Below are 25,750 nucleotides of genomic sequence, written 5' to 3'. Positions count from 1 at the left end.
GGCCCGATTCCCTCACTTGGCCGGACCGGGAGTCCGCGGTGTCTGACCGAGTATCGTGCAAGGTGATCGGTAGAGCCGCCGTGCGGCCGAGCCCGGGGAACTGGGGGCAAGAGCGTGGATGACGTACCTGGCGTGGGCGGGTGCCCCGCCGTGCCGCCACGTGGTGCGGTACTGCAGATCAATCCGTTGCCTGACAGTTCGGGGCTGGGGGCGATAGGGGAGATCAGCATGAACACGCGGTCCGTATGGCAGCAGGCGCTGAATCAGCTGGTCGAGCGTCGCACGGATGTGCTGCACGTGGATCTGTCCCGGGTGAGGTTCGTGGATGTGGCCGGTGTGACGGACCTGGCGGTCACCGCCCAGCGTCTCCCCGAGGGGCAGCGGATCGTGCTTCACGGACCACCGCCGCAGTTGCCACGCATCCTCAAGCATTTCTGGCCCGATATCGCCGCGATCGAGGTGGCTGCGTGATGAGCACAGCCACCTCGCACGAGCCGTTCGTTCACCCGGCTCTCTTCTACCGCGGCACGGACCAGTACATCGAGGGCACGGTTCCCTTTTTGCGGGAAGGGCTGGACGCCGGTGAGCCCGCAGCCGTCGCCGCTCCGCCGGATCGCCTGGAGCTGATCCGCGAGGGGCTGGGTGAGCGAGCAGCGGAGGTGCGCTTCATCGACATGACCCAGGCCGGCCGCAACCCCGGCCGCATCATCCCCAGCGTGCTGCGCAAGTTCGCCGACGCCCAGCCGAGCGCCCGCCGGGTCCGCATCATCGGCGAGCCGATCTGGCAGGGTCGTTCCGCCGTCGAGTACCCGGCGTGCGTCCAGCACGAGGCGCTGATCAACACCGCTTTCACCGGGCGCGCGGTGACCATCCTGTGCCCCTACGACGCCGGCCAGCTGGACAAGCAGGCCCTCAGCGACGCCCTGGCGACCCACCCGGTCGTCATCGACGCCGATGGCCAGACGCAATCCACAGCCTATGGTCCCGAGCAGATCATCGCCCGCTACAACGAGCCACTGCTCGCCCCCCTCGAAGCCGCGGCCCGCCCGTTCGCCGCCCAGACACTGCCCGACACCCGCGACTTCGCCGTGTCCCAGGCGCGGTCCCTGGGCGTGTCCGGCGTGAGCCTGGGAGATCTGGAACTCGCGGTGGCGGAGCTGACCACCAACAGCGTCATCCACGGCGCCGGTTCGGGGACACTGCGGATCTGGGCCGAGAGCGACCGGATCGTCTGCGAGATCCACGACGGCGGACAGCTGGCCGATCCCCTGGCCGGCCGCCGGCCGCCGAATCCCACGCAGCCCGGCGGCCGTGGACTCCTACTCGTCCACCAACTCGCCGACCTCGTCCGCGTCCACACCGGCCCCGACGGCACCACCATTCGCTGTTACCTCCCCAGCTGACCACGACCAGGTGACGGGCCCGCTCAACACAGCACACGTATGGGTACGGGAGTACGGGGTATGCGCTGCGCCGTCGGCAGTTTTGCAGGCGGTAGCGGTCGGCTCGAACTTTGGGAGGGCACAGCATGGCGGTCATGAGCATTGCGGCGGCACTGGACGCACGAACGAGCGAGCTGCCGGAGGTCGCCGACCCCTCCCGGGTGGCGCCCAAGGGCGCTCGCCAGCTCTCCCGGCTCTTCTTCGAACAGCTGACGGTCCTGGAAGAGGGCACCCCCGAGTACAGCTACGCTCGCGGAACGCTGATCGAGATGAACATGTCCCTGGTCCGATACGCGGCCGGCCGTTTCCGCAGCCGCGGCGCGGAGGAGATGGAGGACATCGTCCAGGTCGGCATGATCGGCCTGATCAAGGCCATCGACCGGTTCGAGCTGACGCGCGAAGTGGAGTTCACCTCGTTCGCGATCCCCTACATCGTGGGCGAGATCAAGCGGTTCTTCCGCGACACCACCTGGGCCGTGCACGTGCCGCGCCGGCTGCAGGAAGCCCGCGTCGAACTCGCCCGCGCCACCGAGGAACTGCGAAGCCGACTCGGCCGCACGCCCACGGTCCAGGAGCTGTCGGAGCTGATGAGCCTGTCCGAGGAAGAGGTGCGGGAGGCTCGTCTGGCCGCCAACGGCTACAACTCCTCCTCCCTGGACGTCGCGATCGGCGGGAGCGAAGACGGCGAAAGCGCCCTGCAGGACTTCATCGGTGCCGAAGACCAGGCGCTGGAACTGGTGGAGGACTTCCACACCCTGGCCCCGCTGCTCGCCGAACTCGATGAGCGGGACCGGCAGATCATCCATATGCGGTTCGTGGAAGAACTCACCCAGGCCCAGATCGGCGAACACCTGGGCGTGTCCCAGATGCACGTCTCCCGACTCCTGTCACGGACCCTGAGCCGCCTGCGTGAAGGCATGCTCACCCACCGCTGAGGCCCACCGGCAACGCGATGCCAGGTCCGCAGAGTCCGTCGGCGGATGCCGTCCAGAACCGGGCGACCGTGCTGCCGTCGAGGTGGGGTGCATAGACGTCGGTCGATGAAGGCGGCGGACGAAATGGGGATGACTCTGGGCCCAGTAGGAGTGGTTCCTTGCCGTCGCTGCCCGCGATGTAGGCGATGGCCCATGTGTAGAGCAGGGCTTCGCGGAAGTCGTCCGACGGGGCGCCTGGAAGGACGACGGACGTGTGGCCAAGAGGCTGTCCCGTCATCGGTGTGCGTAAGGCGGTTGAGGCGAATGTCGTGCTGTGCCGAGTGCGCCGTCGAAGTGATGGCCATACGCCGGAGCCGACCTGGACACCATGACGCCGATACCCGCGAGCACCGCAGGGACCTGCCGTACGCCTTCACCAGACAGCTCCTCCCGGCCGCCCCCGACCTACATGCCCGCGGTGCCCGTCCCCGGCGAAGTTCCAGCGCGGTGGAGAGAGACGTTCGAAGCCTCAGCCCACCGGCTCAGGAGCTTCGACAGTCTCCCGTTCCGCCCACTCGATCTGCCTCACGCGCGGGTCAGGCGAGTCCTACGGGAGGGGGTGTGCGCAGCGCGATCATGGCGACGTCGTCATCGTTGTCGCTGGGGCGGACCTGGTCCAGCAGCAAGTCGCAGAAGGAGTCGAGGGGGCGGTGGGCGAGGGAGGCCGCGTGTCGGCGCAGCCGGTCAAGCCCGTGATCGATGGAGTGGTGCGGGGATTCGACCAGTCCGTCGGTGTAGAGCAGGAGCGTGGCCTGGGGTGGCAGGACGGTGACGGCGTCGGGGCGAGGTCTGGTGACTCCGGTTCCGAGGAGTATGCCGTGAGCCTCGTCGAGGTAGCGGGTCTGACCGTCGTGGGTGATGAGCAGGGGCGTCGGGTGGCCGGCGTTCGTCCAGCGCAGGCGCCACAGTGTGTCATTCCCGAGGGTGAGCCTGGCGAGGATCATGGTGGCCATGGGTACCTCGGCTATATGCATCACGGCATCGTCAAGCCGTGTGACGACGGCGCTGGGTGCGGCCTCGGGGTGGGACCAGGCGAAGGCGCGGAGCATGTTGCGGACCTGCGCCATGCCGGCTGCGGCGTCGAGATCGTGTCCGACGACGTCGCCGATGGCCAGTGCGTGGGCGTGGGCGGCCAGAGCAAAGGCGTCGTACCAGTCACCGCCCACGGATGAGGCGTCCGGAGCGGGTACGTAGCGCGCGGCCATCTCCAGCCCGGGCAGGACGGGCAGCTGGGGCAGCAGGTGGCGTTGCATGGTCTCGGCGACTTTGCGCTGGCGCTGGTACAGGCGCGCGTTGTCCAGCGCCAGGCCCGCCCGGCGGGTGAGGTCCTCCAGCAGCGGCAGGTCGGCAGGGGTGAAAGCGTCATGACGCTGGGCGCGGCCCAGGGTCAGGGCGCCGAGTACGTCCCGCAGTCCGCGAATGGGTGCGATGACGGCGGAATGCATACCTGTCGCGGTGAACAGGCGCTGCTGCTCGACCGCTATGCCGGAGTCGGGCGGACCTTGGTAGGTGGCGGGGCCGGCGAGGGAGGAGGCGGCGCCGCGCAGGGCCCGTGACAGGGGCATCGGTGACTCTGCCGGCACGGGAGGCATCGGGCCTTGCAGGTCGTCCCGCTCGACGAGGATGCCGTCCTTGTGCTCCATCACGAGAACGCGTCGTACTTCGTCACGTTCGGTGAGCAGGTCGAACACGGCCCAGTCCGCGAGCCGGGGCACGGTCAGGGCCGCCAGCCGGTGCAGCGCCTCGTCCGCGTCCAGGGTGGATGTGAGCTGCGTGGTTGTCTCCGCCAGCAGGGACAGGCGGTCCAGTTCCGCCAGCGGCGCGGAGTGCCCGCCGTCGGTGTGGCGCACGTCCCCTGGCTTCGGCTCGTACAGCATCGCCAGCGCACCTGTCCCGCCCGGACCGGGTGAGTAGGGCGTGACCAGCCAGGACAACTGGACGAGAGTGCCGTCCCCGCAGGCGAACCATTCGGCGTCGCCATGTCTGGTGTCCCCCGTGAGGATGGCCTTCCTCATCAGGCAGCGCGTGCGCGGCACCGAGTGCCCGTATCTGTCCCGGTGCAGCAGGTCGTGGAAGTCCTGACCGACGAGTTCTGAGGCTTCCCTGCCCAGCAGGCTTTGGGCCGCGCTGTTGACCGCGACGATGAGGCCATCGTCATCGACCGCGATGGCGGACGCCCGCAGGTTTTCCAGCGTTCCGTCGAGCAGGGCGCAAGAATGCGCCTGATGCCCGGACAGGGGAACACTTTCCCTCCCAGGAGCGGCGACGTCGTCCATGTTCCTCCTCTGTTCAAGCCCGAATCGAGTCGAGTACCCCAACCGGATTCCGGCATGTATCGAAGGCTCGTCTTCCCTGCTGCGACTGCTCGAGCACGTCCTGGTGGTGCAGGAAGAAGCTGTCCTTGAAGTCCCGAATGCCGGTCGCGAGTGATGAGGAGGAATGGACTGTTGCTCTTGACGCTCTCGGCGCACGCATGCGGAGCAATGAGCCGGGAAACGGTCCCTGAGCTGGTGTTTTTCGTGACTCGTCTGGGACGACATCTTTTCGACGAGTCACGGATCGGCCCCAGCTCCTGCACGAGGGCGGGGACCGGACGCTGCTCGCCCGCCGAGTGCGACCACACTTCTTAGCGGCCCAGGCCACGAGACCGCCCGATTCTCCTCGGATGAATCTGCTGTTCGGGGACTCGCCTGTGAATGTCGGAGCCGCCCTCTACCGTGGAGATCCGGATGCCGCCGAAGCGGTGGGGGAGGGGGGACAGGCATGCGCAGGGTTCCACCGGAGATGTTCCGGTTCACGACGGTGGAGAGGTCCGATTTGTACGGGGCGGTGCTGAACGCCTTCGGTGTGGCCGGCGAGCACCTGGAGACGGCCCTGGGGCTCGATGCGGTGCGCGAGCAGCTGCGCGGGGTGGGCTGGGCGGCGGCGGTCGAGGATGAGGAACTGCATGAGGCGCTCAGGAAGCTCGTGCAGTGGGAGCTCCTGGACGTGGTGCACAACCACGCGGAGAACTACCGCACGGCCGAGGAATACGAGCGGCGCAACCTGCAGTACTCGCTGACCCGACGGGGTGAGGCCGCTCTCGCCGGAGTTCGGCACGCGCTTGAGGTTCTTGCCTCCACGGGGGCGCTGCAGACGGCCGTGCTGGAGGCGATCGCCGACAGGCTGGACGAGCTGTGCCTGCTGTCCGATGAACCCGCCTCGGCCGACCGCCGGATCTTCAGCACGCTGCGGGAGCTGGAGGGGCATCTGGAGGCCCTGGTGGAGAACACCAAGGCGTTCAACGGCGAACTGCAGCGGCTCCTGCGCGCAGAGGGCGCGGATCTGGAAGTTTTCCATGAGGTCAAGGCCGCCACCGTCGCCTATCTACAGGAGTTCTTGGTCAACCTCGACCGGCGTGGGGGGATGGTCGCCGCCGCCGTGGCCCGGGTGGAGGAGCGGGGGACCGCCGTGCTGCGAGAGCGAGCCCTGCGCGGCGCCGAGCTGCCGCCGGTGGCTGGTGAGGATCCCGCGGCCGGCTGGCTGGAGAGCAGGCGGGCGCGCTGGGCGGGTCTGCGGGCATGGTTCCTTCCGGACGAAGGGGCGCGGCCCCGGATCGAGCAGCTGCATGACATCGCCCGGCGGGCCATCGTCTCCCTCCTGCAGGTTCTGGAACGGATCAACGAGTCGCGGCGCCGCTCCTCCAGCGCGGTGCAGGACTTCCGGGAACTGGCGCGCTGGTTCGCGGCGGCCCCCGCTGAAGAGGACCTGCACCGGCTGTGGTCGACCGCCTTCGGCCTCGGCCCGGCCCGCCACGCTCACCTCGCGCACCCCGACCCGGAGTTGATTCCGTCGTCCCTTTCCTGGTCCGAAGCCCCGCCGGTGGAGGTGTCGGCGCTGCTGCGGACCAGCGGACGGACGGAGCGCTTCACCCGTACGGCCAAGGTGCGAGATGTCGCGGCCGTCAGGGCGGAGCGCGCCGAGCGGGCCCGAGTGGAGCGAGCGGAACTCGCGCGCGCGTGGCAGGAACTGGAGACGGACGGACCCGTGCGCCTGTCCTCCTTCGGCGCGCTGGATCCCGCTGTCTTCGACCGCCTGCTCGACCTGCTGGGTCGGGCTTTGTCCGCCCGGCCGGACGTGGCCGGTCTGCGGCGTGCCACGACGGGAGACGGCCGGGTGGAGATCGTGCTCGTGCCGCCTCCCGATGAGCGCACCGCCGTATTGCACACCGCGAAGGGTTCACTGACCGGTCCGGACTACGTCCTCCACATCACCGCGGCGGGCGGAGCGAACGCCCTCCCGGCCGGCCGCGCCGCGTGGCAGGAGGCGGCGGGATGAGCACGCTGGCCAACCAACTGGCCGTTGCGGAACGGGAGGAGGTCGCGCGCGCCATCCGCCTCCTCCTGGCTCGCCCCCTACTGACCGTGGCTGCCGAGCCGACCGGCTTCGAACTGGTACGACGCCGTCGCGAGCCGCTGGCCCAGTGGTTCGATTACACGTGTGGCTGGAGTCTGGTCGTGGAGCCTCGCCGCGGGTACGCCCGCCTCACCAAAGTCCGCGCGAACCCGGACAGCTCCCGACCGGCCCGCAGGGCCCGCTCCGGCCGGGCCCCGTTCGACCGCCGACGCTACGTTCTGCTGTGCGTGACCGCGGCCGAGTTGCTGTCGATGCCGATGACAACCATCGGCATGCTCGCCGATCGCGTCGTACAGGCCACGGCGGCCGATCGGGCACTGGCCGCGTTCGACCCGGTCCACAAGCCGGAGCGGATGGCATTCGTCGACGTCCTGAAGCTGCTGGAGTCGTACGACGTACTGCGCGCGGTGGACGGCACGACCGAGGCGTACGTCGAGTCCGCGGAGGCAAAGGTCCTCTACCGCGTGGACACCACTTTGCTGATGCGGCTGCCCGCCGCGCCCGTCGGCGCCTCCCGACTCGCCGTACCGCCGGACGAGGTGCCGGCGCGGTTCGAGGGGCTCCTCACGGGCCTTGTGCGGGAGCGCCGCTACGGCGGCGTAGTCGTCGACGGGACAGCCGACGAGGCACACAGCGAGACCGCCACCACGGATGCACAACGCAACCTGAGGCTGCGTCACTCGGTACTGCGCAGGCTCTTCGACGACCCCGTGCTGCACCGGGCGGACCTCGCCGATGACGAGCTCGCATACGTCACCTCCCTGACCGGACGCCAGATCCTGCGCCGTTCGGTCGAGCAGGCCGGCTTTCTCCTGGAGGAACGAGCCGAAGGCTTCCTGCTCGTGGACCCGGACGGGCTCGCCACCGACGTCCGCTTTCCCGACGACACGTCCACTGCCCGGGTTGCCGCTCTCCTCCTTCTGGAGCCGCTCTCCGCCGCGCCTGCCGGAATGCTGCCCGAACAGCTCGCCGAGGCCGGAGCGGACCTGCTGCGCCGCTTCCCGCGCTGGGCCAAGGCGTACCAGTCCGAGGACGGCGCGGCCCGGCTGTCAGAGGACGCCGTACGCGTACTGCGCGACGTCGGCCTCGCCCGCCCGGCAGGGGACCGTGTCGTCGCGTGCCCGGCCGCGTACCGCTACCGCCTGACAGAGACGACGAGTTCGGATCCGGAGGATCGGTCCGGACCGGAATCGGGCGTGAGTTCGTGCGAGACGGCAAGCACCACGACTTCCGGCGGCGGTCTCGCAGAAGGAGACAAGCAGTGAGCGTGACAGAGCTTCCCCTCCCGCGACGGCCGGAGGAGGCGGCCGAACCGGCCGGGCCGCCGAGGCAAGAGGCGGACGCCGCCCGCAACCGGTGGCAGCCGCACCGCGCGGGCATCCTCAACGTCTGGCGCTACTACGACGAGACCTTCACCTTCCACCAGGGGCGCCTGCTGCTGCGCGGCCAGAACGGCTCGGGCAAGTCCAAGGCCCTGGAGCTTCTGCTCCCCTTCCTCTTCGACGCCAGCCTCCGGCCCAACCGCCTCTCCACGTTCGGCGGTTCGGAACGAACCATGCACTGGAACCTGCTCGGCGAAGGCGCCTCCGGCAAGACCCGCGTCGGATACGTGTGGATGGAGTTCCGCCGCGTCGGGGACGACGGCACCGAGCGATGGTTCGGCTGCGGTGCGCGCCTGCAGGCGAGCGTGCACACCAGCGGGGTGCACGCCGACTACTTCACCACCGGCTCCAGGATCGCCCACACCGACGGTGTGCTCCTCGTCAACGAGTCGAAACAGCCCCTGACCCGTGCTGCCCTCGTAGAAGCCCTGCGCGACCGCGGCGATGTACACGCCTCGGCCACTGACTATCGCACCGCTGTCCGGCGTGAACTCTTCGCAGGCATGGGTGAGCAGCGTTATGACTCGCTGTTGTCCGCCCTGCTCCAGCTGCGCCAGCCCAAACTGTCCGAACGGCTCGACCCGTCCCTGCTGTCCACTTTGCTGTCACGAGCTCTGCCCCCGCTGGGCGAGGGAGAGATCGCCGAACTCGCCGAGGGGTTCGAGCGACTGGACCGTCAGCGCGAACACCTCAAGCGGCTCAATGACGAGGTGACGGCGGCCGAGACCGTCGCATCCCGGCAGCGCGCCTACGCCCGACGGGTTCTGCGGGCCGGCTCGGCCGCGCTGATCTCGGCGACCACCGAGATGGACGACCTCACCCGTGCCGCCCGGCAGAGCGCCGAGGAACTCGAACAGGCGCTGACGGAGCGTGAGTCAGCCCGGGCTCGGCGCGAAGAACAGGAGCTGCGAGCACACGCCCTGGAAGAGACCGTCGAAGGTCTGCGTGAGAGCGACACGTACAAGCAGGGCGAGGAACTCGACCGGCTCCGCCGCCGCACGGAAGACGCGGTAGCCGCCGCCGGGCGACAGCGCGCCACTGCCCAGACCGCTCAGGTCGGGGCGGAGAAGGACAGGAGGCACGCGGACGAGGCGGCGGGTCAGGCCCGCGCACTCGACGAGCACGCGCGTGAAGCGGGAGAGGAGACACGTCGGTCGGCACGGGCGGCGGGTATGGAATCCGTCCACCACGAGGTGAAGGTGATCCTCGACGCGGATCCCACGGTGACGCTCTCCGACGGCACGGTGCGTGAGGAGGGAGGCCGTCCCTCCGACGGCAGCCGTCTCTCCGATGGCAGCCGTCTCTCCGAAGGCATGCGACGAACGGTGGGCGAGCACGGGGCCCGACAGGCCCGTCGGCTCCTACGGGGCGCGGTCACCGCCCGACGGCAGCAGGTCGCCCTCATCACCGAGGCGATCGACGCCCACGACCGTGCGGTACGCGACCGGGGCGCCGGCGAGGACCTGTTGGACGAGGCCCGTACCCGACTCGCGGAGGCGATCGCCCGGCGGGAGGAGGCGTCCGGCGCCTGGGACGAGGCCCTTGCCACGCAGGCGGAACGGCTCCTCGCCTGGGCCGAGGGCTGCACGGAACTGCGCATCGCCGACCCTGGGGAACTAGCGGCCGAAGCGGCGGCGGAAGCCGACGTGAGAGCCCTTGTCGAAGCTGCCGCACGCCCGCTGGAACAGGAGATCGCAACGGCGGAGGCCACCGCCCGAGCCGCGCGTCAGGGACTGCGGGACGAGTGGAACCGACTTGAGGAGGAGGTACGACGGCTCAGCGGCGAGACAGACCTCCCGCCACCGCCTCCGCGCACCCGCACCACCGTCCGCACGGCGACGGCGGGAGCACCGCTGTGGCGGCTGGTCGCCTTCCGTGAAGACGTCCCGCTCCCTGTTCAGGCCGCGGTGGAAGCGGCGCTGGAGGCATCGGGCCTCCTGGACGCCTGGGTCAGCCCCTACGACGGGATCACCCTGCCAGGGCACGACACCCGCGCCGAGGCTGCCCTGGCCGTGACAGTCGCGGGGCCCAGTCTGCTGGACGTGCTGAGGACCGAGGAAGACATCCCCGTTCCGGCCGACACCGTGACCCGCATCCTCGCCGGTGTCGCATACGGCGCGGCGCTGCCCGGGGGTCACTCCGCGGCCGTCTCCGCCGACGGCGCCTGGCGTCTCGCGCTGGCCACCGGGACTTGGAGCAAGCCGGAACCCGCGTACATCGGTGCCCTGGCCCGGCAGCGGGCCCGGCAGCGCAGGATCAGTGAACTGACTGAGCACATCGGCGAGGTGAACGCCTCCCTCGCCGTGGTCGACGACCGACTGAGGGGCCTCGATGCCCGTCGTGTCCTGCTGGACGCCGACCGTGTTGCTCGACCCGACCACAGGGACCTCGACGCCCGTCGGCGCGACTGGGACCGAGCCGAGGCGAAGGCGGCTGCCCGGGACGACGCCGTGCGTGACGCGGCCGCGCACCTGGCCCGGTGTGAGACCGAGGTGGCGGGGGCCCTGCACACGCTCAGCCGCCGGGCTGCGGAACACGGACTGCCCACCGACCGGGACCGGTTGCGGGAACTCTCCGTCGACGTCGACAAGTTCCGGGATACCGCCGACAACTGGGTGGACGCATGCCTCACAGCGACCGTCGCTGCCGACAGGGCCCGCCAACTGACCGCGTTGGCAGACCGATCGCGTCGGACCGCCGAGGAACAGGCCGAGGCGGCGGCTGCCACCGAAGCGGAGGCAGCGGGTCTGAAGGCCCGTATGGAGGCGGTGGAGGCGACCGTCGGTGAGGACTACCGGCAGATCGTCGCACGTGTCGCCGAGGCACGCGCCGAACTGCGGCGCTGCCGTGAGGAGGCCCGTAGGGCAGCCGATCTCCTGCTACGCCTGGAGGGCCGTATCGGTGGCCTGCAGGCCACCAGCGGTCAGGACGCCGAACGGCGGGAACAGGCCGCCGGAACCCGGGACGCCGCGGCCAACCGGTTCCGGCATCTGTGCCTGGTCGGGCTGGCCGAGGACGCCGGCATCGCACCGGAACTCGACGCCGGTGACGGCACCAAAGCAACCCTGGAGGCCGCCCGGGCCACAGCGGCGAAGTGGCCCGGCATCCCGCACGCCCCTCGCAATCTGGGCGACGCCGCGACTCGTCTCTCCGAAGCGGTCCACGAGGCCCGCCAGAGACTCGGCGCCCGTGCCGACCTGGACCTGGAGCCCGACGACGACATCCAGCTGTTCACCGCCACCCTGGACGGCGTACGCGTGGGGGCGACGGGCATGCTCACCACGCTCACTCAGGAGCGCGACCGCAGCCGTGGCGACATCACCACCGCCGAGCGGCGTCTTTTCGACCAGATCCTGACCGGTGACATCCGCCGGCACCTCGCGGCCCGCATCCGCCAGGCAGGCGAACTCGTCGACCGCATGAACAGACACCTGGAGCGGGTCCGTACCGCCTCCAACGTCGCCGTCCAGCTTGTCTGGGACGTCCGTCCGGATCTCCCGGACGGCACCCGCACCGCCCGTCAGCTCCTGCTCAAGGACCCTGGCCGGGTCGACGAGACCGACCGGGAAGCCCTGCACGCCTTCTTCCGTGCCCGTATCGAGGAGGCCAAGGGCAGTGACACGGCCGCGAGTTGGGAGGAGCAACTCGGCGAGGTGCTCGACTACACCGCCTGGCACCGCTTCACCGTCCGCCTCGACCGGGCAAATGGAACCGGCTGGCAGCCGCTGACCAAGAAGTTGCACGGCGCGCTCTCCGGCGGAGAGAAGGCCATCGCACTGCACCTGCCGCTGTTCGCCGCCGTCGCCGCCCACTACGAGGCCGTGCCCCTGGCACCCCGGCCCATCCTGCTCGACGAGGTCTTCGTCGGTGTCGACGCGGTCAACCGCGGACAGGTCTTCGCCCTGCTCACCGCACTCGACCTTGATCTCATGATCACCTCCGACCATGAATGGTGCACCTACGGCGAACTGCCCGGCATCGCCGTCCACCAACTCCTCACCGACGGGGACGACGACGCTGTCACCAGCGCTCGCTTCGTCTGGAACGGCACCGACCTGGAGGCGGGATGACCCACACGGAACCCGCCCCGGGCGAACGCACCCTGCGCCGCCCCGAACTCCGCCCGCTCTGGCACACGGTCCACAGCCGTCTCTCTTCCGGCCGCCCCGTCAAACGGGTGCGCCTCGGACCGCTCGACGAGGCCCAGCGTGAGGCCCTCGCCGACCTCCTGGGTCTGGACCGCCTGCCGGACCCTCGCCCCTCCGTCTCGCTGGCCCGCTTGGAAGAGGCTGTCACGGAACTGTCCGGCCATACGGTGCGTGAAACCGTCACCGAACTCGTCGGCCCCCTCGATGACCGTGCAGGCGAACGGCGTCGCAAGGAGGACGAACGTGCGGAGCTGTGGACATGGTTGGACGGTCACGCCACTGTGCGGGCCCAGCCCGCGCTCGCCGACTGGACCGCGTCATGCCGAGCCACCGGGCTGGTCGGTGGCTCACCGGAACTGACCCGAACCCTGCTCGCGGACGCGCTGACCGTGCTCGGGGAACTCCCGGCTCAGGCTGAGCCCCTGCCCGTCTTCGCTGCCCGGGTCCTGAAAGGCGACGCCCACGCACTCGACGACGGTACCCGCCTGTCCGCCCTCGTCGTCCGTGCTCTGGCGACCCTCCACGACACCGCTGCACCGGAGTCCGCGGCGGACCGGCGCGCTCTGTGGGCCCGCGCCGGTGTCGCCGACAACGACCTGTCGGCCACGGTTCTCGTCGGCGGCCTGCGTCCGGCCGGCGACGGCCCACTGGCCCGTGTGGCCCGCGTTTGTGCCGAGGCCGGTCAGGCAGCCAGCCTGACCCTTGCCCAACTGCGGGCCCCGGGAGAGTTCATCCTCGCCTCCGATCCCGCACCCGTCGTCCACGCCGTTGAGAACCCCAGCATCTTGGCTCTCGCCGTACGCCGCTTCGGCCCGGACTGTCCGCCGCTCGTGTGCACATCTGGCTGGCCCAACACCGCGGCCGTCCACCTCCTCCGCCTCCTCGCGGATCAGGGCGCCGGCCTCCGCTACCACGGCGACTTCGATGGCGAAGGCATCCGCATCGCCGCGTATCTCCTGGACAAGACGCCGGCCCGCCCCTGGCGCATGACAGCGGCGGACTACCGCGCCGCGGTCGCCCGCACACCACACGGCCCCCGGCCAGGCCGCCTCACCGAGGCCCCCTGGGACCCCGAACTGACCTTCGCCATGACCGACCACGGCACCGCCGTGGTCGAGGAACTAGTGACTGACGTGCTCTTGGCAGACCTGGCCGAAGCGATTCACGAGGGAAGCCACTGCGGCGGATCGTGACGCTCGTTTGACGCCCTGGGCGTCCGAAGGGGCCTCCAGCAGAGCACAAAACCCCCGTTGACCAGCCGGTATAGCAGGTTTCTCACCTAGTGACATCTTTGCGATGTCGCATCATGTGGAGTGCGTGGCGATTCTGGAGCCGGCCGGGAAGAGCGCCTGACGCTGACCTGCGGCAAGGGTGCCGTCCTTGCCGCCGCTGCGGGGCCGAGACGCTGGGTGAAGCTCGTGTTGGTGCGCTCCGTTTACGTATCTCGCCGGATCGTCAAGCCCCAACAGCGAGTGTGGCTGCTGGGCGGCCCATGTCGAGCGTGAGCCACCATCAGGCTTGCACGGCACACCATTTGGCCTCCGGCGGCAGTGGCCGTAAGGCCGTCGTCGTCAGTTCCGCCTCCCCTGTGTCCCGGTCGGGGCCTTCCGCGACACAGGTCCACCGTCTCGCTGGGTGCGGTCGGTCTGCGTGGCTGCTTGCGAGAAGCGTTCAGCCCACCTCGGCCACGGGGTGCGCTGTGGCCGGGGTGTCGCGCAGGCCGAGGCGCAGGTGCTCGACGTGGTAGAGGGCCTGGTCCAGGAGTTCGGCGACGTGGTTGTCGTAGAGGGCGTAGATGACCGAGCGGCCCCGGCGCTCGGTGGTGACCAGGCCGAGATTGCGGAGCAGGCGCAGTTGATGGGAGCAGGCGGACTGTTCCATGCCGACGGCGTCGGCGAGTTCCGTCGCCGCGCACGGGCCTTCCTGGAGGTGGGCCAGGATGTGCAGCCGGGACGGGGTGGCCAGCGCCTGGAGCGTGGCGGCCACGTCGCCGGCGCCGACGGTCTCCAGGCGCTCGCGTGCGGTGGCGGTGGTGGTGGTCCGTCCGTCAGCTCCATGGCCCATGGGTTCCATCCTACGGAGAACCATCCATGAACACTTGAATGAGTCTTCATATGGTCCTGTACGGTGGGAGGACGGTGCCGGGTTTCCGGTCGTCCGTAGATCCGTCATGCCCTCGTGAAGGACCCCACCCGATGACCTCCACCCTCGTCACACCGTCGGTCCCGGCCGACCGGACCGCCGATGCGCGCGGAGCCGTCGTGCCCCAGCGTCGTACCCGGGTCCTCGCACTGTCTGAGGCGCGGTGGGCGGCGGTGGCCCTGGTGCTGTTCCTGGTGGCGCTGCCCCTCCAGCTGACCGGCGGCCCGGCCTGGACCTGGGGCCCGCTGTACGCGCTGACCTATGCGGCCGGCGGCTGGGAACCGGGCTGGGCGGGGCTCCAGGCCCTGAAGGAGAAGACCCTCGACGTCGACTTGCTGATGGTCGTCGCGGCACTCGGCGCGGCGGCGATCGGGCAGGTGATGGACGGCGCACTGCTGATCGTCATCTTCGCCACTTCCGGCGCCCTGGAGGCGCTGGCCACCGCCCGCACCGCCGACTCGGTACACGGTCTGCTCGACCTGGCCCCGGCCACCGCCGCCCGGATCACGGACGACGGCACCGAGGCCGCGGTGGCCGTCGAGGAACTGTGCGTCGGCGACACGATCCTGGTGCGGCCCGGGGAGCGCATCGGGGCGGACGGCCGTGTCGTGGACGGGGCCAGTGCCGTCGACCAGGCAACCATCACCGGCGAGCCCCTGCCGGTAGCCAAGGAGCCGGGTGACGAGGTCTTCGCCGGGACCCTCAACGGCACCGGCGCGCTGCGCGTCCGGGTCGAGCGCGACACCTCCGACTCGGTGATCGCCCGGATCGTGCGCATGGTCGAGGAGGCGTCGGAGACCAAGGCGCCCACCCAGTTGTTCATCGAGAAAGTCGAACAGCGCTACTCGCTCGGCATGGTCGCCGCGACCCTCGCTGTCCTCCTCGTGCCGCTCGCCTTCGGTGCCGCACTGACCGGCTCGCTGCTGCGGGCCATGACCTTCATGATCGTGGCCTCGCCGTGCGCGGTCGTCCTCGCCACGATGCCGCCGCTGCTGTCCGCGATCGCCAACGCCGGACGGCACGGTGTGCTGGTCAAGTCCGCGGTGGTCATGGAACGGCTCGGCGAGGTCGACGCGGTCGCGTTGGACAAGACCGGCACGCTGACCGAGGGCACCCCGCGCGTCACCGACGTCCGGCCACTGCCGGGCTCCGGCCTGGACGAGGCCGCGCTGCTCACCCTGGCCGCCGCGGCCGAGCACTCCAGCGAACACCCGCTGGCCCGTGCCGTCGTGGACGCGGCACGGGAGAAGGGCCTCGTCCTTCCGGCGGTCGACGGCTTCGGTTCGACGCCCGGGGTCGGCGTGCGGGCCACCGTGGACGGGCAAGAGGTCGCGGTCGGGGCTCCCGTGCGGCTGCTCGCCGGTGCCGTGGACGCCGACTTGGCGCGTGCGTCGGTCTTTGCCGCCGAGTTGGAGGACGGCGGCCGGACCGCCGTTCTGGTCCTGGCGGACGGTAAGCCCCTCGGTGTCCTCGGCATCGCCGACCGTCTTCGCCCGGACGGCACGGCCACGGTCGCCTCTCTCGCGGCTCTGACCGGAACGGCACCTCTCCTGCTGACCGGTGACAATTCACGCACCGCAGTCCTGCTGGCCGCTGAGGTCGGCATCGAGGACGTGCGTGCCGGATTGCTGCCCGAGCACAAGGTGCAAGCGGTCCAGGAACTGGAGGAATCCGGCCGTAAGGTGATGGTCGTCGGCGACGGCGTCAACGACGCGCCCGCGCTGGCCGTCGCCCACACCGGCATCGCGATGGGCCGGGCCGGCTCTGACCTGGCGCTGGAGACCGCCGACGCGGTCATCGTCCGTGACGAACTCGCCACCCTCCCGGCCGTGATCTCGCTGTCCCGGCGGGCTCGCAGACTCGTCGTCCAGAACCTGGTGATCGCGGGCGTGTTCATCGCCGCCCTGGTCGTCTGGGACCTGGCCGGGGCTCTGCCCCTGCCGCTCGGTGTGGCAGGCCACGAGGGATCCACCGTCATCGTCGGCCTCAACGGACTCCGCCTGCTGCGCGAGGCTGCCTGGAAGCGGGCTGCCCGATGAGCCGCCGCAGGACGCCTGTCGCGCAGCCGGCGCCCCGGTGCACGGTCACCGTGTGCCGAGGCTGCTGCTGCGGTACGGCCAAGGTGCCCGGTGTCGACCATGCTGCCCAACTCGCCGCTCTCAAAGCCGAATTGACTGGCGTGGCGCAGATCCGGGTCGTGAACTGCCTGGACGCCTGCGAACAGGCCGACGTCATCGTCGTCCAGCCGTCCCCGACCGGGCGCGCGGCCGGCGGCCGACCGGTGTGGCTCGGTCTGGTCAACGACCCTGACGCGACGGCCGACATCGCCACCTGGGTCCGCGCCGGGGGCCCGGGCCTGAGTGAGCCGCCGGAGATCCTGGACCTGTACGAGTTCAGCCCGTCGCGGAGGGTACGGCGCGGAGTCGAGGGTTGACACCGGGCCGCCTGCCGGCCGTATGGGTGCAGCGTGTCCGCGAGGTGGGGTGCCGAAGCCCCACGATCGGGATGCGGGCCCCGTGTACTGCGCGCAACCCCGTGTGGCCGGTCAGCGTGACGTGACCTTGATGATCGCTCCCTACGATTGCGGTCAGGCTTCGGGGATGGCGCGGCCGTAGGCGGCGAGGGTGATGTTCTCGGGTTCGGGGCCGCCGCGGCGGCCGGTCTCCAGGGCGTCTAGGGCCTTCAGCTCGTCCGCGGTCAGCTCGAAGTCGAAGACGTCGATGTTCTCGGCGATGCGGTGCCGCTTTGTCGACTTGGGGATCACCGAGCGGCCGTGCTGCACGCCCCAGCGGAGCAGTACCTGGGCGGGACTCTTGCCGTGCGCCTCGGCGATGCCGGTGACGACGGAGTCCTCCAGGACGCTCCTGCGGTTCTCGCCGTACCCCGGGTAGAAGGTGATGCCGCCGATGGGGGACCACGCCTGGTTGAGGATGCCGTGCTCGTCGTCGAAGTCGAGGACGGCGCGCTGCTGGAAGTAGGGGTGGATCTCCAGCTGGTTGACCGCGGGGACGACGGTGGTGGCGTCGAGGAGCGCGGTCAGGTGGTCGACCATGAAGTTGCTGACGCCGATGGCCCGGACCCTGCCGTCGGCCAGGAGCTTCTCCAGAGCGCGGTAGGCGGCGAGGGTCCTGTCGAAGTCCGACGGGAGGGCCTGGTGCAGGATCAGCAGGTCGATGCGGTCGACGCCCAGCTTGGCGGCGCTCTTGTCGAAGCCGTGCAGGGTCTCGTCGTACCCGTAGTCGCTGATCCAGATCTTCGTCTCGACGAAGATCTCCTCGCGGGGTACGGCGGATTCGCGGATGGCCCGGCCGACCTCGCGTTCGTTGCCGTACGCGGCGGCGGTGTCGATGTGCCGGTAGCCGAGGTCGAGCGCGGCCGTGACGGCGGCCCGGGTCTCGTCCGGCGGGGTCTGGAAGACGCCGAGTCCGAGGGCGGGCATCTCGACGCCGTTGTTGAGGGTGAGGGTCTGCATCACAGGGACCTTTCGGTGAGGGGGGGCCCGGGAGGTGGGCGGGCCGCGATCGGGACCTCGGTCCTTTCCAGAGAACCGCGTCTCGGCCCGCAGGTGGGAGTCACTGCTCTTCCAGGTAATGGCAGTACCTCGCAGCCGCCTGCCGACGGATCTACCGTGAGGACCGGCACAGGATTCACGACGATCAGAAGGAGCCACCGCATGTCCGCCCTCGCCGCCACCGCAGAAGCTCCGGGGCCTGAGCATGGCTGACACGGACAGGAGGGCTCTGGCTGCCGAGGTCCGCGAGTTCCTGAGCACCCGGCGGGCGCGGATCACCCCGGAGCAGGCCGGGCTGCCGGTCTACGGCGGGAACCGTCGTGTCGCCGGCCTTCGCCGTGAGGAGGTCGCCCTGCTCGCGGGCATGAGCGTGGACTACTACATCCGGCTCGAGCGCGGGAATCTCACCGGTGCTTCGGACTCGGTGCTCGACGCCCTCGCGCAGGCACTCCAGCTGGACGAGGCCGAACGCACCCACCTCTACGACCTCGCCCGCGCGGCGACGCCGTCGGGCCGACGGCCCACGGTGACCGCGTCCCGCGTGCGGCCCACGATCCTGCGGCTGCTCGACTCGATGACCGACGTGCCGGCGTACGTGCGCAACGCGCGCTTCGACATCCTGGCCGCCAACATGCTGGGACGTGCGCTGTACGCACCCGTCTTCGACTCGCCGCTGTTCGCCCGGCGCGGCCCGGTCAACAGCGCCCGCTTCATGTTCCTCGACCCCGCCGGCCAGGAGTTCTGGAAGGACTGGGAAAAGGGCGCCGACGACGCGGTCGCCTTCCTGCGCACCGAGACGGGCCGGGCACCCCACGACAAGGCGCTCACCGACCTGATCGGAGAGCTGACGACCAAGAGTGACGGCTTCGCCCGCCGGTGGGCCCGCCATGACGTGAAGTTCCACCGCTCCGGCGTCAAGAACCTGCACCACCCGCTGGTCGGTGATCTCGCGTTGCCCTACGAGGCGATGGACCTGCCGGCCGATCCCGGCCTGCGCCTCAACTTCTACACACCGGAACCGGACTCCCGGGAGCGGGAGGCCCTGGGCCTGCTCGCCAGCTGGGCGGGTTCCGGCACCGTCGTCCCCACCGTGAACGACTGATCACCACACACACGATCGAGGAGAACCGTTTCATGCAGTACCGACCGCTCGGCCGCACCGGCGTCCAGGTCAGCCCGCTCTGCCTGGGCGCGATGATGTTCGGCCCCTGGGGCAACGAGGACGAGGCCGACTCGATCCGGATCATCCACCGCGCCCTCGACGCGGGCATCAACTTCGTCGACACCGCGGACGTGTACTCCGCAGGCGTCTCGGAGGAGATCGTCGGCAAGGCCCTGAAAGACCGCCGCGAGGACGTGTTCCTGGCGACCAAGTTCTTCATGCCGATGGCCCAGGACGACCCCAACCAGCGGGGCGGCTCGCGGCGTTGGATCATCCGCGAGGTCGAGAACTCCCTGCGGCGGCTCGGCACCGACCACATCGACCTCTACCAGGTCCACCGCCCCAGCCCCGACACCGACGTCTCGGAAACCCTCGGCGCCCTCTCCGACCTCGTCCACCAGGGCAAGATCCGTTACATCGGATCCTCGTCCTACTCCGGCTCCCAGATCGTCGAGGCCCAGTGGGTCTCGCGCGAGCGGAACCTGGAGCGGTTCGTGACCGAGCAGCCGCCGTACTCGGTCCTGGTCCGCGGCATCGAGGAGGACGTGCTGCCCACCGCGCGCCGCCACGGCATGGGCACCCTCACCTACAGCCCCCTCGCCGGCGGCTGGCTCTCCGGCCGCTACCGCAAGCACGCCACCGAGGGACCCGCCTCCGCGGCCCGCCCCCAGGCCCGCTTCGACATGAGCACCCCCGCCAACCAGCGCAAGCTCGACGCCGTCGAACAACTCGCCGTCCTGGCGGAGAAGGCCGGTCTCCCGCTCATCGAGCTCGCCGTCGCCTTCGTCGTCAACCACCCCGGCGTCACCTCGGCGATCATCGGGCCCCGCACCATGGAACAGCTGGAGGCGTTCCTGCCCGCCGCCGACGTCACACTTCCGCCGGACGTGCTCGACGCCATCGACGAGATCGTCGCACCCGGCGTCACGGTCAACCCGGTCGACAACAGCTACGGCGACTTCGAGCTGCGCGCCGAGCAGCGGCGGCGGTGAGGCGAGCAGCTCGGCAGGTCACGGGCGGTCGACCCGCTCGACGCGCCGGCTCCCGTGCGAGTGCTTCGGATCCCCGACCCTGGTCCAGGTCCGCGCGGACCTGGACGGCGCTCCCGGCCGCCTCGGGAGTGCTGCTGTTGGGGGTCCGGCAGTGGGTGGCCGGTTCGGTGGCTGCCCGGAATCCGGGTACAGAACCCACTGACGGATGGCTACGCTGAGTGGCGTGACGATCACATCTCGTGTGGGAGTCGGGAGGGTGGCGGCAGCCGCCGTTCTCCTGGCCACGGCCGCCTTCCCGGCGACCGCGGCCGCTCTCCCGGCGCCCGGGACCACGCCCACCGACCCGTCTGCGGACCACCAGCACCTCACCTGGAAGACCTGCGCCCGTGGCCAGGACGACGACATCGGCAAGGCTCTCGACAAGGCCGGCGCCCAGTGCGCCGACCTGACGGTCCCCCTGGACTACGCGGCCCCCGACGGCCGGACGGTCAGCATTGCCGTGGCCCGTCTCCGGGCCGCCGACCCGGCGCACCGTATCGGCACGCTGCTCTACAACATGGGCGGACCGGCGGATCCCGCGATCGAGTCCCTGCCGGCCGTCAGCGCGGCGATGGGGGTGACCGCCCGCCGCTACGACATCGTCGGCGTGGACCCGCGCTTCACCGGCCGCAACACGCCGCTGGGCTGCGGCTGGCGGACCGAGACCTACTTCCGCTCGGCGGGCCCGGACCGGGCCGGCTTCGACCGTATGACGGCCTTCGAGCGCGGCCTCGCCGAGCAGTGCCGCGACCGTTCCGGAGCTCTCCTGCCCCACGTCTCCACGCGCGACGCGGCCCGCGACATGGATGCCGTCCGCGCTGCCCTCGGCGAGCGCCGGATCTCCTTCTACGGCGTTTCGTACGGCACGTACCTGGGCGAGGTCTACACGGCGATGTTCCCCGGCCGCACCGACCGTGTCGTCCTCGACGGCGTGCACGATCCGAGCCGCCTCGCCCCCTGGGCGGAGTACGGCACCGAGCAGGTCAACGAGGACGCCCTGCGGCACTGGGCGGGCTGGGCCGCGGCCCACGACCGAACGTATGGGCTGGGCGACACCCCTGACGCCGTACTCGCCACCCTCGACCGCATCCAGGCCGCAGCCGTCAGGCGGCCGCTCTCGGTCGGCCCGTACCGGGTGGACCGGCACGTGGCGCCACTGTTCGACTACGCGGTCCTGGGCGACGACACGGAGGAGGGGGACGCGCTCATCGCGGGTGTCTTCCGCACGCTCAAGCGGGCCGCCGACACCGGGCACGCCGAGCCGGACGCGTTCCTCGCCGCCTTCCTGGCGGCGACGCTGACCGGCGACGGCTCCGCGTACGGCAGCACCCAGACCGCGTACCTGTGCGCCGACACGCCGGGGCCGCGTGACACCGAGGTCCATTGGCGCGCGATCGAGCGGACCCGGGCCCGGCACCCGCTGTTCGGCCCGATCCTCAACAACGTCACACCCTGCTCCTTCTGGCCGCCGCCCAGGGAGCAGCCGGTCACCACCGTTCACAACGACATCCCGGCGCTCATGGTCAACGCCACCGGCGCCCCCCGGGTGCCGTACTCGGAGGCCCGGCGGATGCACGCCAGGTGGACCGCTTCCCGGCTCGTCACCGTCACCGGCTCGTACCGGCACGCGGTGTACGGCACCGACTACGGCGACGTCTGCGTCAACGACACCGTCAACGCCTTCCTCGCCACCGGCCGGCTCCCCGCCGCCGACCTCATGTGCGCTCCCGTACGACCGACACGCACCGCAGCGCGCTGAGCCCGGTCTCTACGGCACCCAGTGCGTGCTCAATGAGCGGTTCTCCGGCCGTCGCCCCCGACCTCCCGTCAGCGGTCCGTCAGTTCGGCGTCAGTTGCCCTCGCGACAATCGGGGACGTCCCGACCAACGCAGTCATCCGGAGGCGCCATGGCCATCGCCTGCGGTTCCTGAGCATGCCTGGTACGTCGCGGAGATCGGCTGACAGTCCGGACATCCTGCCTCAGACGAGAGGGAATGACCGTGTCCCAGCAGGCCCTCAGGCATGGCGCGGCACCCGTCGCCATCCGCAGCGCCGCCTGGTATCTGCCCGAGCACACCCTGCCGATCACCGATGTACGGACGCTCGACGAGACCGAGCGCGCCACACGCGACGCTCTGGGCATCGACACGGTCCGGGCGGACGACCGGCTGAGTTCCGTCACTCTCGCGGAACGCGCCGCGCGCCGGGCGCTCGACCAGGCAGGGCTCGACGCCCGGGACCTGGGCGCCCTGGTAATGGTGGAGTCGCGGGTCCAGGAGACGTTTCTCAGCTCCGAGGTGACCAGGCTCCAGCACCGACTCGGTGCCGACAACGCCACCACCTTCTCGGTGGGCGGGCTCGGCTGTGTCTCGATCACCCCGGCCCTGCTGACGGCCCGCGGACTGCTGGCCGCAGACCCTGCCCTGGACCATGTCCTGGTCGTGCACGGCAGCAAACCGGCCGCCGCCCTGCGCTACCGCCACCCCGTCACCGTGAACGGCGACGGCGGGCAGGCACTGCTGCTCTCCCGCAGCGGGAGGACACGGGTCCTCGACATCGCGCAGCTGACCAACGGGCGCTACTGGGACCTCTTCCACATCGACTACCGGGACCGCCCCACCGCTCAGTGGCGCGAACAGTGCACGGAACCCAGAACCTACTCCTTCCGCCTGGCCATGGAGACGCGCAACCGCCTCTCCGCGATGTTGGGCGACCTGCTGCGGCGCAACGGAATCGGCCGGGGGGACGTCGCCGGCTTCGTCAGCCAGAACCTGTCCGCCGGGAGCTTCACCTTCCTCGAGGACTCCCTCGACATCGAACTGCTGCCGGCGTGCCGGGCGAACCTCCGGCAGTACGGACACCTCGGTCCCAACGACGTCTTCCTCAATCTCCGCACCGCACTCGACCGCAAGGAGCTGGCCCCCGGTGACCTTGCGGTCCTGATCAACGTGAGCCCGGTGGCCGCCTGGAGTCTGCTGCTGGTCGAGACAGGTTCACAGGAGGACACGGCATGAACGACATCACCTCGCAGATCACCGGCTTTCTGAGCATGGCTCTCCGTCGGCAGGTGGAGCCGGACGACGACTACTTCGCACAGGGCCTCGCCGACTCACTGTTCGCACTGGAGCTGGTGACCTTCGTCGAGAGCCGCTTCGCCCTCACCGTCGAGGTCGAGGACCTGGATCTGGACAGTTTCAGGACCGCCAACCGCGTCACGGAGTTCGTCCGGCGCAAGATCGCGGCGCCCGAGTGGGGAGAGGCACATGCCGAGGGTTCCTGAAAGCGGCCCCGACGTGGTGACCACGGATCTGTCGCCCACGGAGCCCGTGGACCTGTGTCGGGTCGCGGCCGATCTGGCGGCCGACGCACACGACCGCGCCGCACGCTGGGACCAGGACGGCGGACTGCCCGATTCGGTGCGCAGGGAGGTCGCCGCGTCGGGACTGCTCGCCGCGGACCTGCCCGAGCGGTACGGGGGCGCCGGCCTCGATCCGCTCACGCTCGGGGAGATCACCGCACGGATCGGTGGTGAGTGCAGCGCCCTGCGCGGGCTGCTGACCGTACAAGGGATGGTCGCGGCGGCGCTGCTGCGCTGGGGCACCGAGGCACAGCGGGCCGCCTGGCTGCCCCGGCTGGCCGGCGGTGCGCTGACCGCCGGCTTCGCGGCGACCGAGCAGGGCGCAGGCAGCGCGCTGGGGTCGGTGGAGACCCGTATCGAGGCGTCGGGCCGGTCGGACCACCAGGAACTGGTCGTGAGCGGCCACAAGAGGTGGGTCACCTTCGGTGCGGTCGCCGACGTGTTCCTGGTCCTCGGCAAGTACGAGGGAAAGCCGGCCGCCGTGCTCGTGGACGCGGACCGCGCCGGTGTCGACCGGGAGCCGGTGAACGGCCAGCTCGGCATGCGGGGCGCCCGGATCGCCCATCTGTCCTTCGACGGCGTGCGGGTGCCCCGGCGTCAGCTCGTCGCCCCTCCCGGTCTGGGGCTCTCCCACGTCGCCGGTACCGCGCTCGACCACGGCCGGTTCACGGTCGCCTGGGGATGCGTGGGCATGGCGGAGGCGTGCGTCGAGGACGCCGCCTCCCACGCCGCGGTCCGTCGGCAGGGCGACATCACGCTGGGAGACAACCAGTTGGTCCGGTCACTGCTGGCCAGGGCCGCGGTGGACGCCGCCGGGGCCCGGCAACTCGCCCGCAGGGCCGCGGAGGTACGGGCCGCGGGCCCGGGGCACGGGGTGTCGGAGACGCTCATGGCCAAGTACGCGGCGGCTTCCGCGGCGGCCGAGGGCAGCCGCGCCGCCGTACAGGTGCTCGGCTCGGCCGGCTGCGCGCCCGACAGCAGGGCGGGCCGTCACTTCCGGGACGCCAAGGTCATGGAGATCATCGAAGGAGCGCAGCAAGTGTCCGAACTTCACATAGCAGAGCGGTTGTTGCGCCGCTTCGGCGATGCCGCGCGCGGCGCGGACCGCACCGTCGGGCCCCGGCTTCCCGGAGAGTCGCCGTGACGGCGGCAGCGGGCGCGCCCACCGTCAAGTGCCTGGTGTGGGACCTGGACGACACCCTGTGGGACGGGGTGGTGCTGGAGGGCGACGATCCCGTCCCCTTCCGCCCGGCGTTGGAGACCCTGGCCGAGCTGGACCGTAGGGGCATCCTGCACGCCGCCGCCGGCCGTGGCGAACACAGCGTCTCTCAACGCCATCTGACGGAGCGCCGGCTGGCGGACTGGTTCTGCGCGACAGAGGTGGGCTGGGGCGCCAAGTCCGCCGCGGTGCGCCGGATCGCGAGGGCCCTCAACATCGGTCTGGACACCATCGCGTTCGTCGACAACGACCCGGTGGAGCGGGCGGAGGTCGCGAGCGAACTCCCCATGGTCCGCTGCTATGCGGCGGCGGAGGTCGGGCAGCTGCCGGAATACCGGGAGTTCCAGCCCGAGCACATCACCGCGGAGGCCACCGGGCGACGCCGGCTCTACCGGGCCGAGTGGCAACGCCATGAGGCCGAAAAGGAGTTCACCGAAGGACGCCAGGCGTTCCTCGACTCGCTCGACCTGGTCATGGAGGTGCGCCCGGCCACCGAGGAAGACCTGTCCCGGGCCAGCGAGCTGACCGTCCGCACGCACCAGCTCAACAGCACGGGACTGACGTACGACATCGACGAACTGCGCCGGTTGAGTTCCTCACCGGACCATCAGGTGCTACTGGCCACGCTCCGCGACCGCTTCGGTGACTACGGGATCATCGGCCTGGCCGTCACCGCACTCGTCGGGCGGGACTCGGTCCTGCGGCTGATGCTGATGTCCTGCCGAGTCGCCTCGCGCGGTGCGGGGAGCGTGCTGCTGCACCACCTGATCCAGCAGGCCCTGGCGGCCGGCCGGCGCCCTGTCGCGCACTTCATCCCGACCGAGGCAAACCGGAACATGCTGGTCACGATGCGCTTCGCCGGCTACGAGACGACGGACACCGACGAGGACCACCTCGTGCTCACCGTGGACCCGGAGCGCCCGCTGCCCAAGGCCCCCGGCCACACGCGCGTGATCGCCGGTGCGGCGTGAACGGCGCGGGAAGCG

19 protein-coding genes are annotated in these 25,750 nt (G+C 70.5%); 16 read left to right on the top strand and 3 right to left on the bottom strand.

Annotation, left to right across the window (positions count from 1 at the left end; translation table 11 throughout):
* Positions 1-114 precede the first annotated feature (114 nt).
* The 3 genes from ACGFZQ_RS23970 (at position 115) to ACGFZQ_RS23960 (ending at position 2,377) form a co-directional block, all read left to right on the top strand.
* On the top strand, positions 115-471 hold the full coding sequence (locus ACGFZQ_RS23970) for an STAS domain-containing protein (RefSeq protein WP_393842009.1): 357 nt from the start codon (positions 115-117) through the stop codon (positions 469-471).
* Positions 471-1,403, top strand: coding sequence for an anti-sigma factor RsbA family regulatory protein (locus tag ACGFZQ_RS23965; RefSeq protein ID WP_393842008.1), 933 nt, complete (start codon positions 471-473; stop codon positions 1,401-1,403). Before ACGFZQ_RS23970 ends, ACGFZQ_RS23965 begins: the two co-directional genes overlap by 1 nt.
* 125 nt (positions 1,404-1,528) lie before the next feature.
* Entirely contained in the window at positions 1,529-2,377 is an 849-nt protein-coding gene (locus ACGFZQ_RS23960) for an RNA polymerase sigma factor SigF (RefSeq protein ID WP_393842007.1), read from the top strand.
* 575 nt (positions 2,378-2,952) lie between these two features.
* Here ACGFZQ_RS23960 and ACGFZQ_RS23955 read toward each other — a convergent pair.
* The gene (locus tag ACGFZQ_RS23955; RefSeq protein ID WP_393842006.1) at positions 2,953-4,692 is read right to left on the bottom strand and encodes a SpoIIE family protein phosphatase; all 1,740 of its coding nucleotides are present in this window, start codon (positions 4,690-4,692) and stop codon (positions 2,953-2,955) included.
* A gap of 487 nt (positions 4,693-5,179) precedes the next feature.
* Between ACGFZQ_RS23955 and ACGFZQ_RS23950 the strand changes: the two genes are divergently transcribed.
* The 4 genes from ACGFZQ_RS23950 to ACGFZQ_RS23935 are packed head-to-tail and all read left to right on the top strand — an operon-like array spanning position 5,180 to position 13,534.
* Positions 5,180-6,733 (top strand): TIGR02677 family protein, encoded by a 1,554-nt coding sequence (locus ACGFZQ_RS23950; protein WP_393842005.1) that lies wholly within the window; start codon positions 5,180-5,182, stop codon positions 6,731-6,733.
* Entirely contained in the window at positions 6,730-8,076 is a 1,347-nt protein-coding gene (locus ACGFZQ_RS23945) for a TIGR02678 family protein (protein WP_393842004.1), read from the top strand. The genes ACGFZQ_RS23950 and ACGFZQ_RS23945 overlap by 4 nt, the downstream gene beginning before the upstream one ends.
* Positions 8,073-12,263: a TIGR02680 family protein gene (locus ACGFZQ_RS23940; RefSeq protein WP_393842003.1), complete on the top strand. Its 4,191-nt coding sequence runs from the start codon at positions 8,073-8,075 to the stop codon at positions 12,261-12,263. The genes ACGFZQ_RS23945 and ACGFZQ_RS23940 overlap by 4 nt, the downstream gene beginning before the upstream one ends.
* A complete protein-coding gene (locus ACGFZQ_RS23935; RefSeq protein ID WP_393842002.1) occupies positions 12,260-13,534 on the top strand; it encodes a TIGR02679 family protein in 1,275 nt (424 codons plus the stop codon). Before ACGFZQ_RS23940 ends, ACGFZQ_RS23935 begins: the two co-directional genes overlap by 4 nt.
* Positions 13,535-14,012: 478 nt before the next feature.
* Here ACGFZQ_RS23935 and ACGFZQ_RS23930 read toward each other — a convergent pair whose 3' ends face one another.
* The gene (locus tag ACGFZQ_RS23930) at positions 14,013-14,405 is read right to left on the bottom strand and encodes an ArsR/SmtB family transcription factor (RefSeq protein ID WP_393842001.1); all 393 of its coding nucleotides are present in this window, start codon (positions 14,403-14,405) and stop codon (positions 14,013-14,015) included.
* A 131-nt stretch (positions 14,406-14,536) separates the two neighbouring features.
* On the opposite strand from ACGFZQ_RS23930, the gene ACGFZQ_RS23925 reads away from it, so the two are divergent.
* Positions 14,537-16,522: a heavy metal translocating P-type ATPase gene (locus ACGFZQ_RS23925; RefSeq protein ID WP_393842000.1), complete on the top strand. Its 1,986-nt coding sequence runs from the start codon at positions 14,537-14,539 to the stop codon at positions 16,520-16,522.
* A complete protein-coding gene (locus ACGFZQ_RS23920; protein ID WP_393841999.1) occupies positions 16,519-16,917 on the top strand; it encodes a (2Fe-2S) ferredoxin domain-containing protein in 399 nt (132 codons plus the stop codon). Before ACGFZQ_RS23925 ends, ACGFZQ_RS23920 begins: the two co-directional genes overlap by 4 nt.
* Positions 16,918-17,070: 153 nt before the next feature.
* On the opposite strand, the gene ACGFZQ_RS23915 is transcribed toward ACGFZQ_RS23920, so the two are convergent.
* On the bottom strand, positions 17,071-17,955 hold the full coding sequence (locus tag ACGFZQ_RS23915; protein WP_393841998.1) for an aldo/keto reductase: 885 nt from the start codon (positions 17,953-17,955) through the stop codon (positions 17,071-17,073).
* Positions 17,956-18,199: 244 nt separating this feature from the next.
* On the opposite strand from ACGFZQ_RS23915, the gene ACGFZQ_RS23910 reads away from it, so the two are divergent.
* The 7 genes from ACGFZQ_RS23910 to ACGFZQ_RS23880 all read left to right on the top strand — a co-directional run bounded on the left by ACGFZQ_RS23910 (position 18,200) and on the right by ACGFZQ_RS23880 (position 25,735).
* Complete coding sequence (locus tag ACGFZQ_RS23910; protein WP_393841997.1) at positions 18,200-19,096, top strand: helix-turn-helix transcriptional regulator; 897 nt, start codon at positions 18,200-18,202, stop codon at positions 19,094-19,096.
* 32 nt (positions 19,097-19,128) lie between these two features.
* Positions 19,129-20,148, top strand: coding sequence for an aldo/keto reductase (locus ACGFZQ_RS23905; RefSeq protein WP_393841996.1), 1,020 nt, complete (start codon positions 19,129-19,131; stop codon positions 20,146-20,148).
* A gap of 223 nt (positions 20,149-20,371) precedes the next feature.
* Positions 20,372-21,946: an alpha/beta hydrolase gene (locus tag ACGFZQ_RS23900; protein ID WP_393841995.1), complete on the top strand. Its 1,575-nt coding sequence runs from the start codon at positions 20,372-20,374 to the stop codon at positions 21,944-21,946.
* A 235-nt stretch (positions 21,947-22,181) separates the two neighbouring features.
* Positions 22,182-23,201: a 3-oxoacyl-ACP synthase gene (locus tag ACGFZQ_RS23895; protein ID WP_393841994.1), complete on the top strand. Its 1,020-nt coding sequence runs from the start codon at positions 22,182-22,184 to the stop codon at positions 23,199-23,201.
* Positions 23,198-23,467, top strand: a complete 270-nt coding sequence (locus ACGFZQ_RS23890; protein ID WP_234537022.1) for an acyl carrier protein — start codon at positions 23,198-23,200, stop codon at positions 23,465-23,467. Before ACGFZQ_RS23895 ends, ACGFZQ_RS23890 begins: the two co-directional genes overlap by 4 nt.
* Positions 23,451-24,689 carry an acyl-CoA dehydrogenase family protein gene (locus ACGFZQ_RS23885; protein ID WP_393841993.1) on the top strand — a complete coding sequence of 413 codons (1,239 nt, stop codon included), beginning with the start codon at positions 23,451-23,453 and terminating at the stop codon, positions 24,687-24,689. The genes ACGFZQ_RS23890 and ACGFZQ_RS23885 overlap by 17 nt, the downstream gene beginning before the upstream one ends.
* Positions 24,686-25,735 carry an HAD-IIIC family phosphatase gene (locus tag ACGFZQ_RS23880; protein ID WP_393841992.1) on the top strand — a complete coding sequence of 350 codons (1,050 nt, stop codon included), beginning with the start codon at positions 24,686-24,688 and terminating at the stop codon, positions 25,733-25,735. Before ACGFZQ_RS23885 ends, ACGFZQ_RS23880 begins: the two co-directional genes overlap by 4 nt.
* Positions 25,736-25,750: the final 15 nt, after the last annotated feature.

Source organism: Streptomyces sp. NPDC048254 (genome assembly GCF_043201895.1).
Taxonomy (GTDB): Bacteria; Actinomycetota; Actinomycetes; order Streptomycetales; family Streptomycetaceae; genus Streptomyces.
This window is presented reverse-complemented; position numbering and strand designations above follow the sequence as displayed.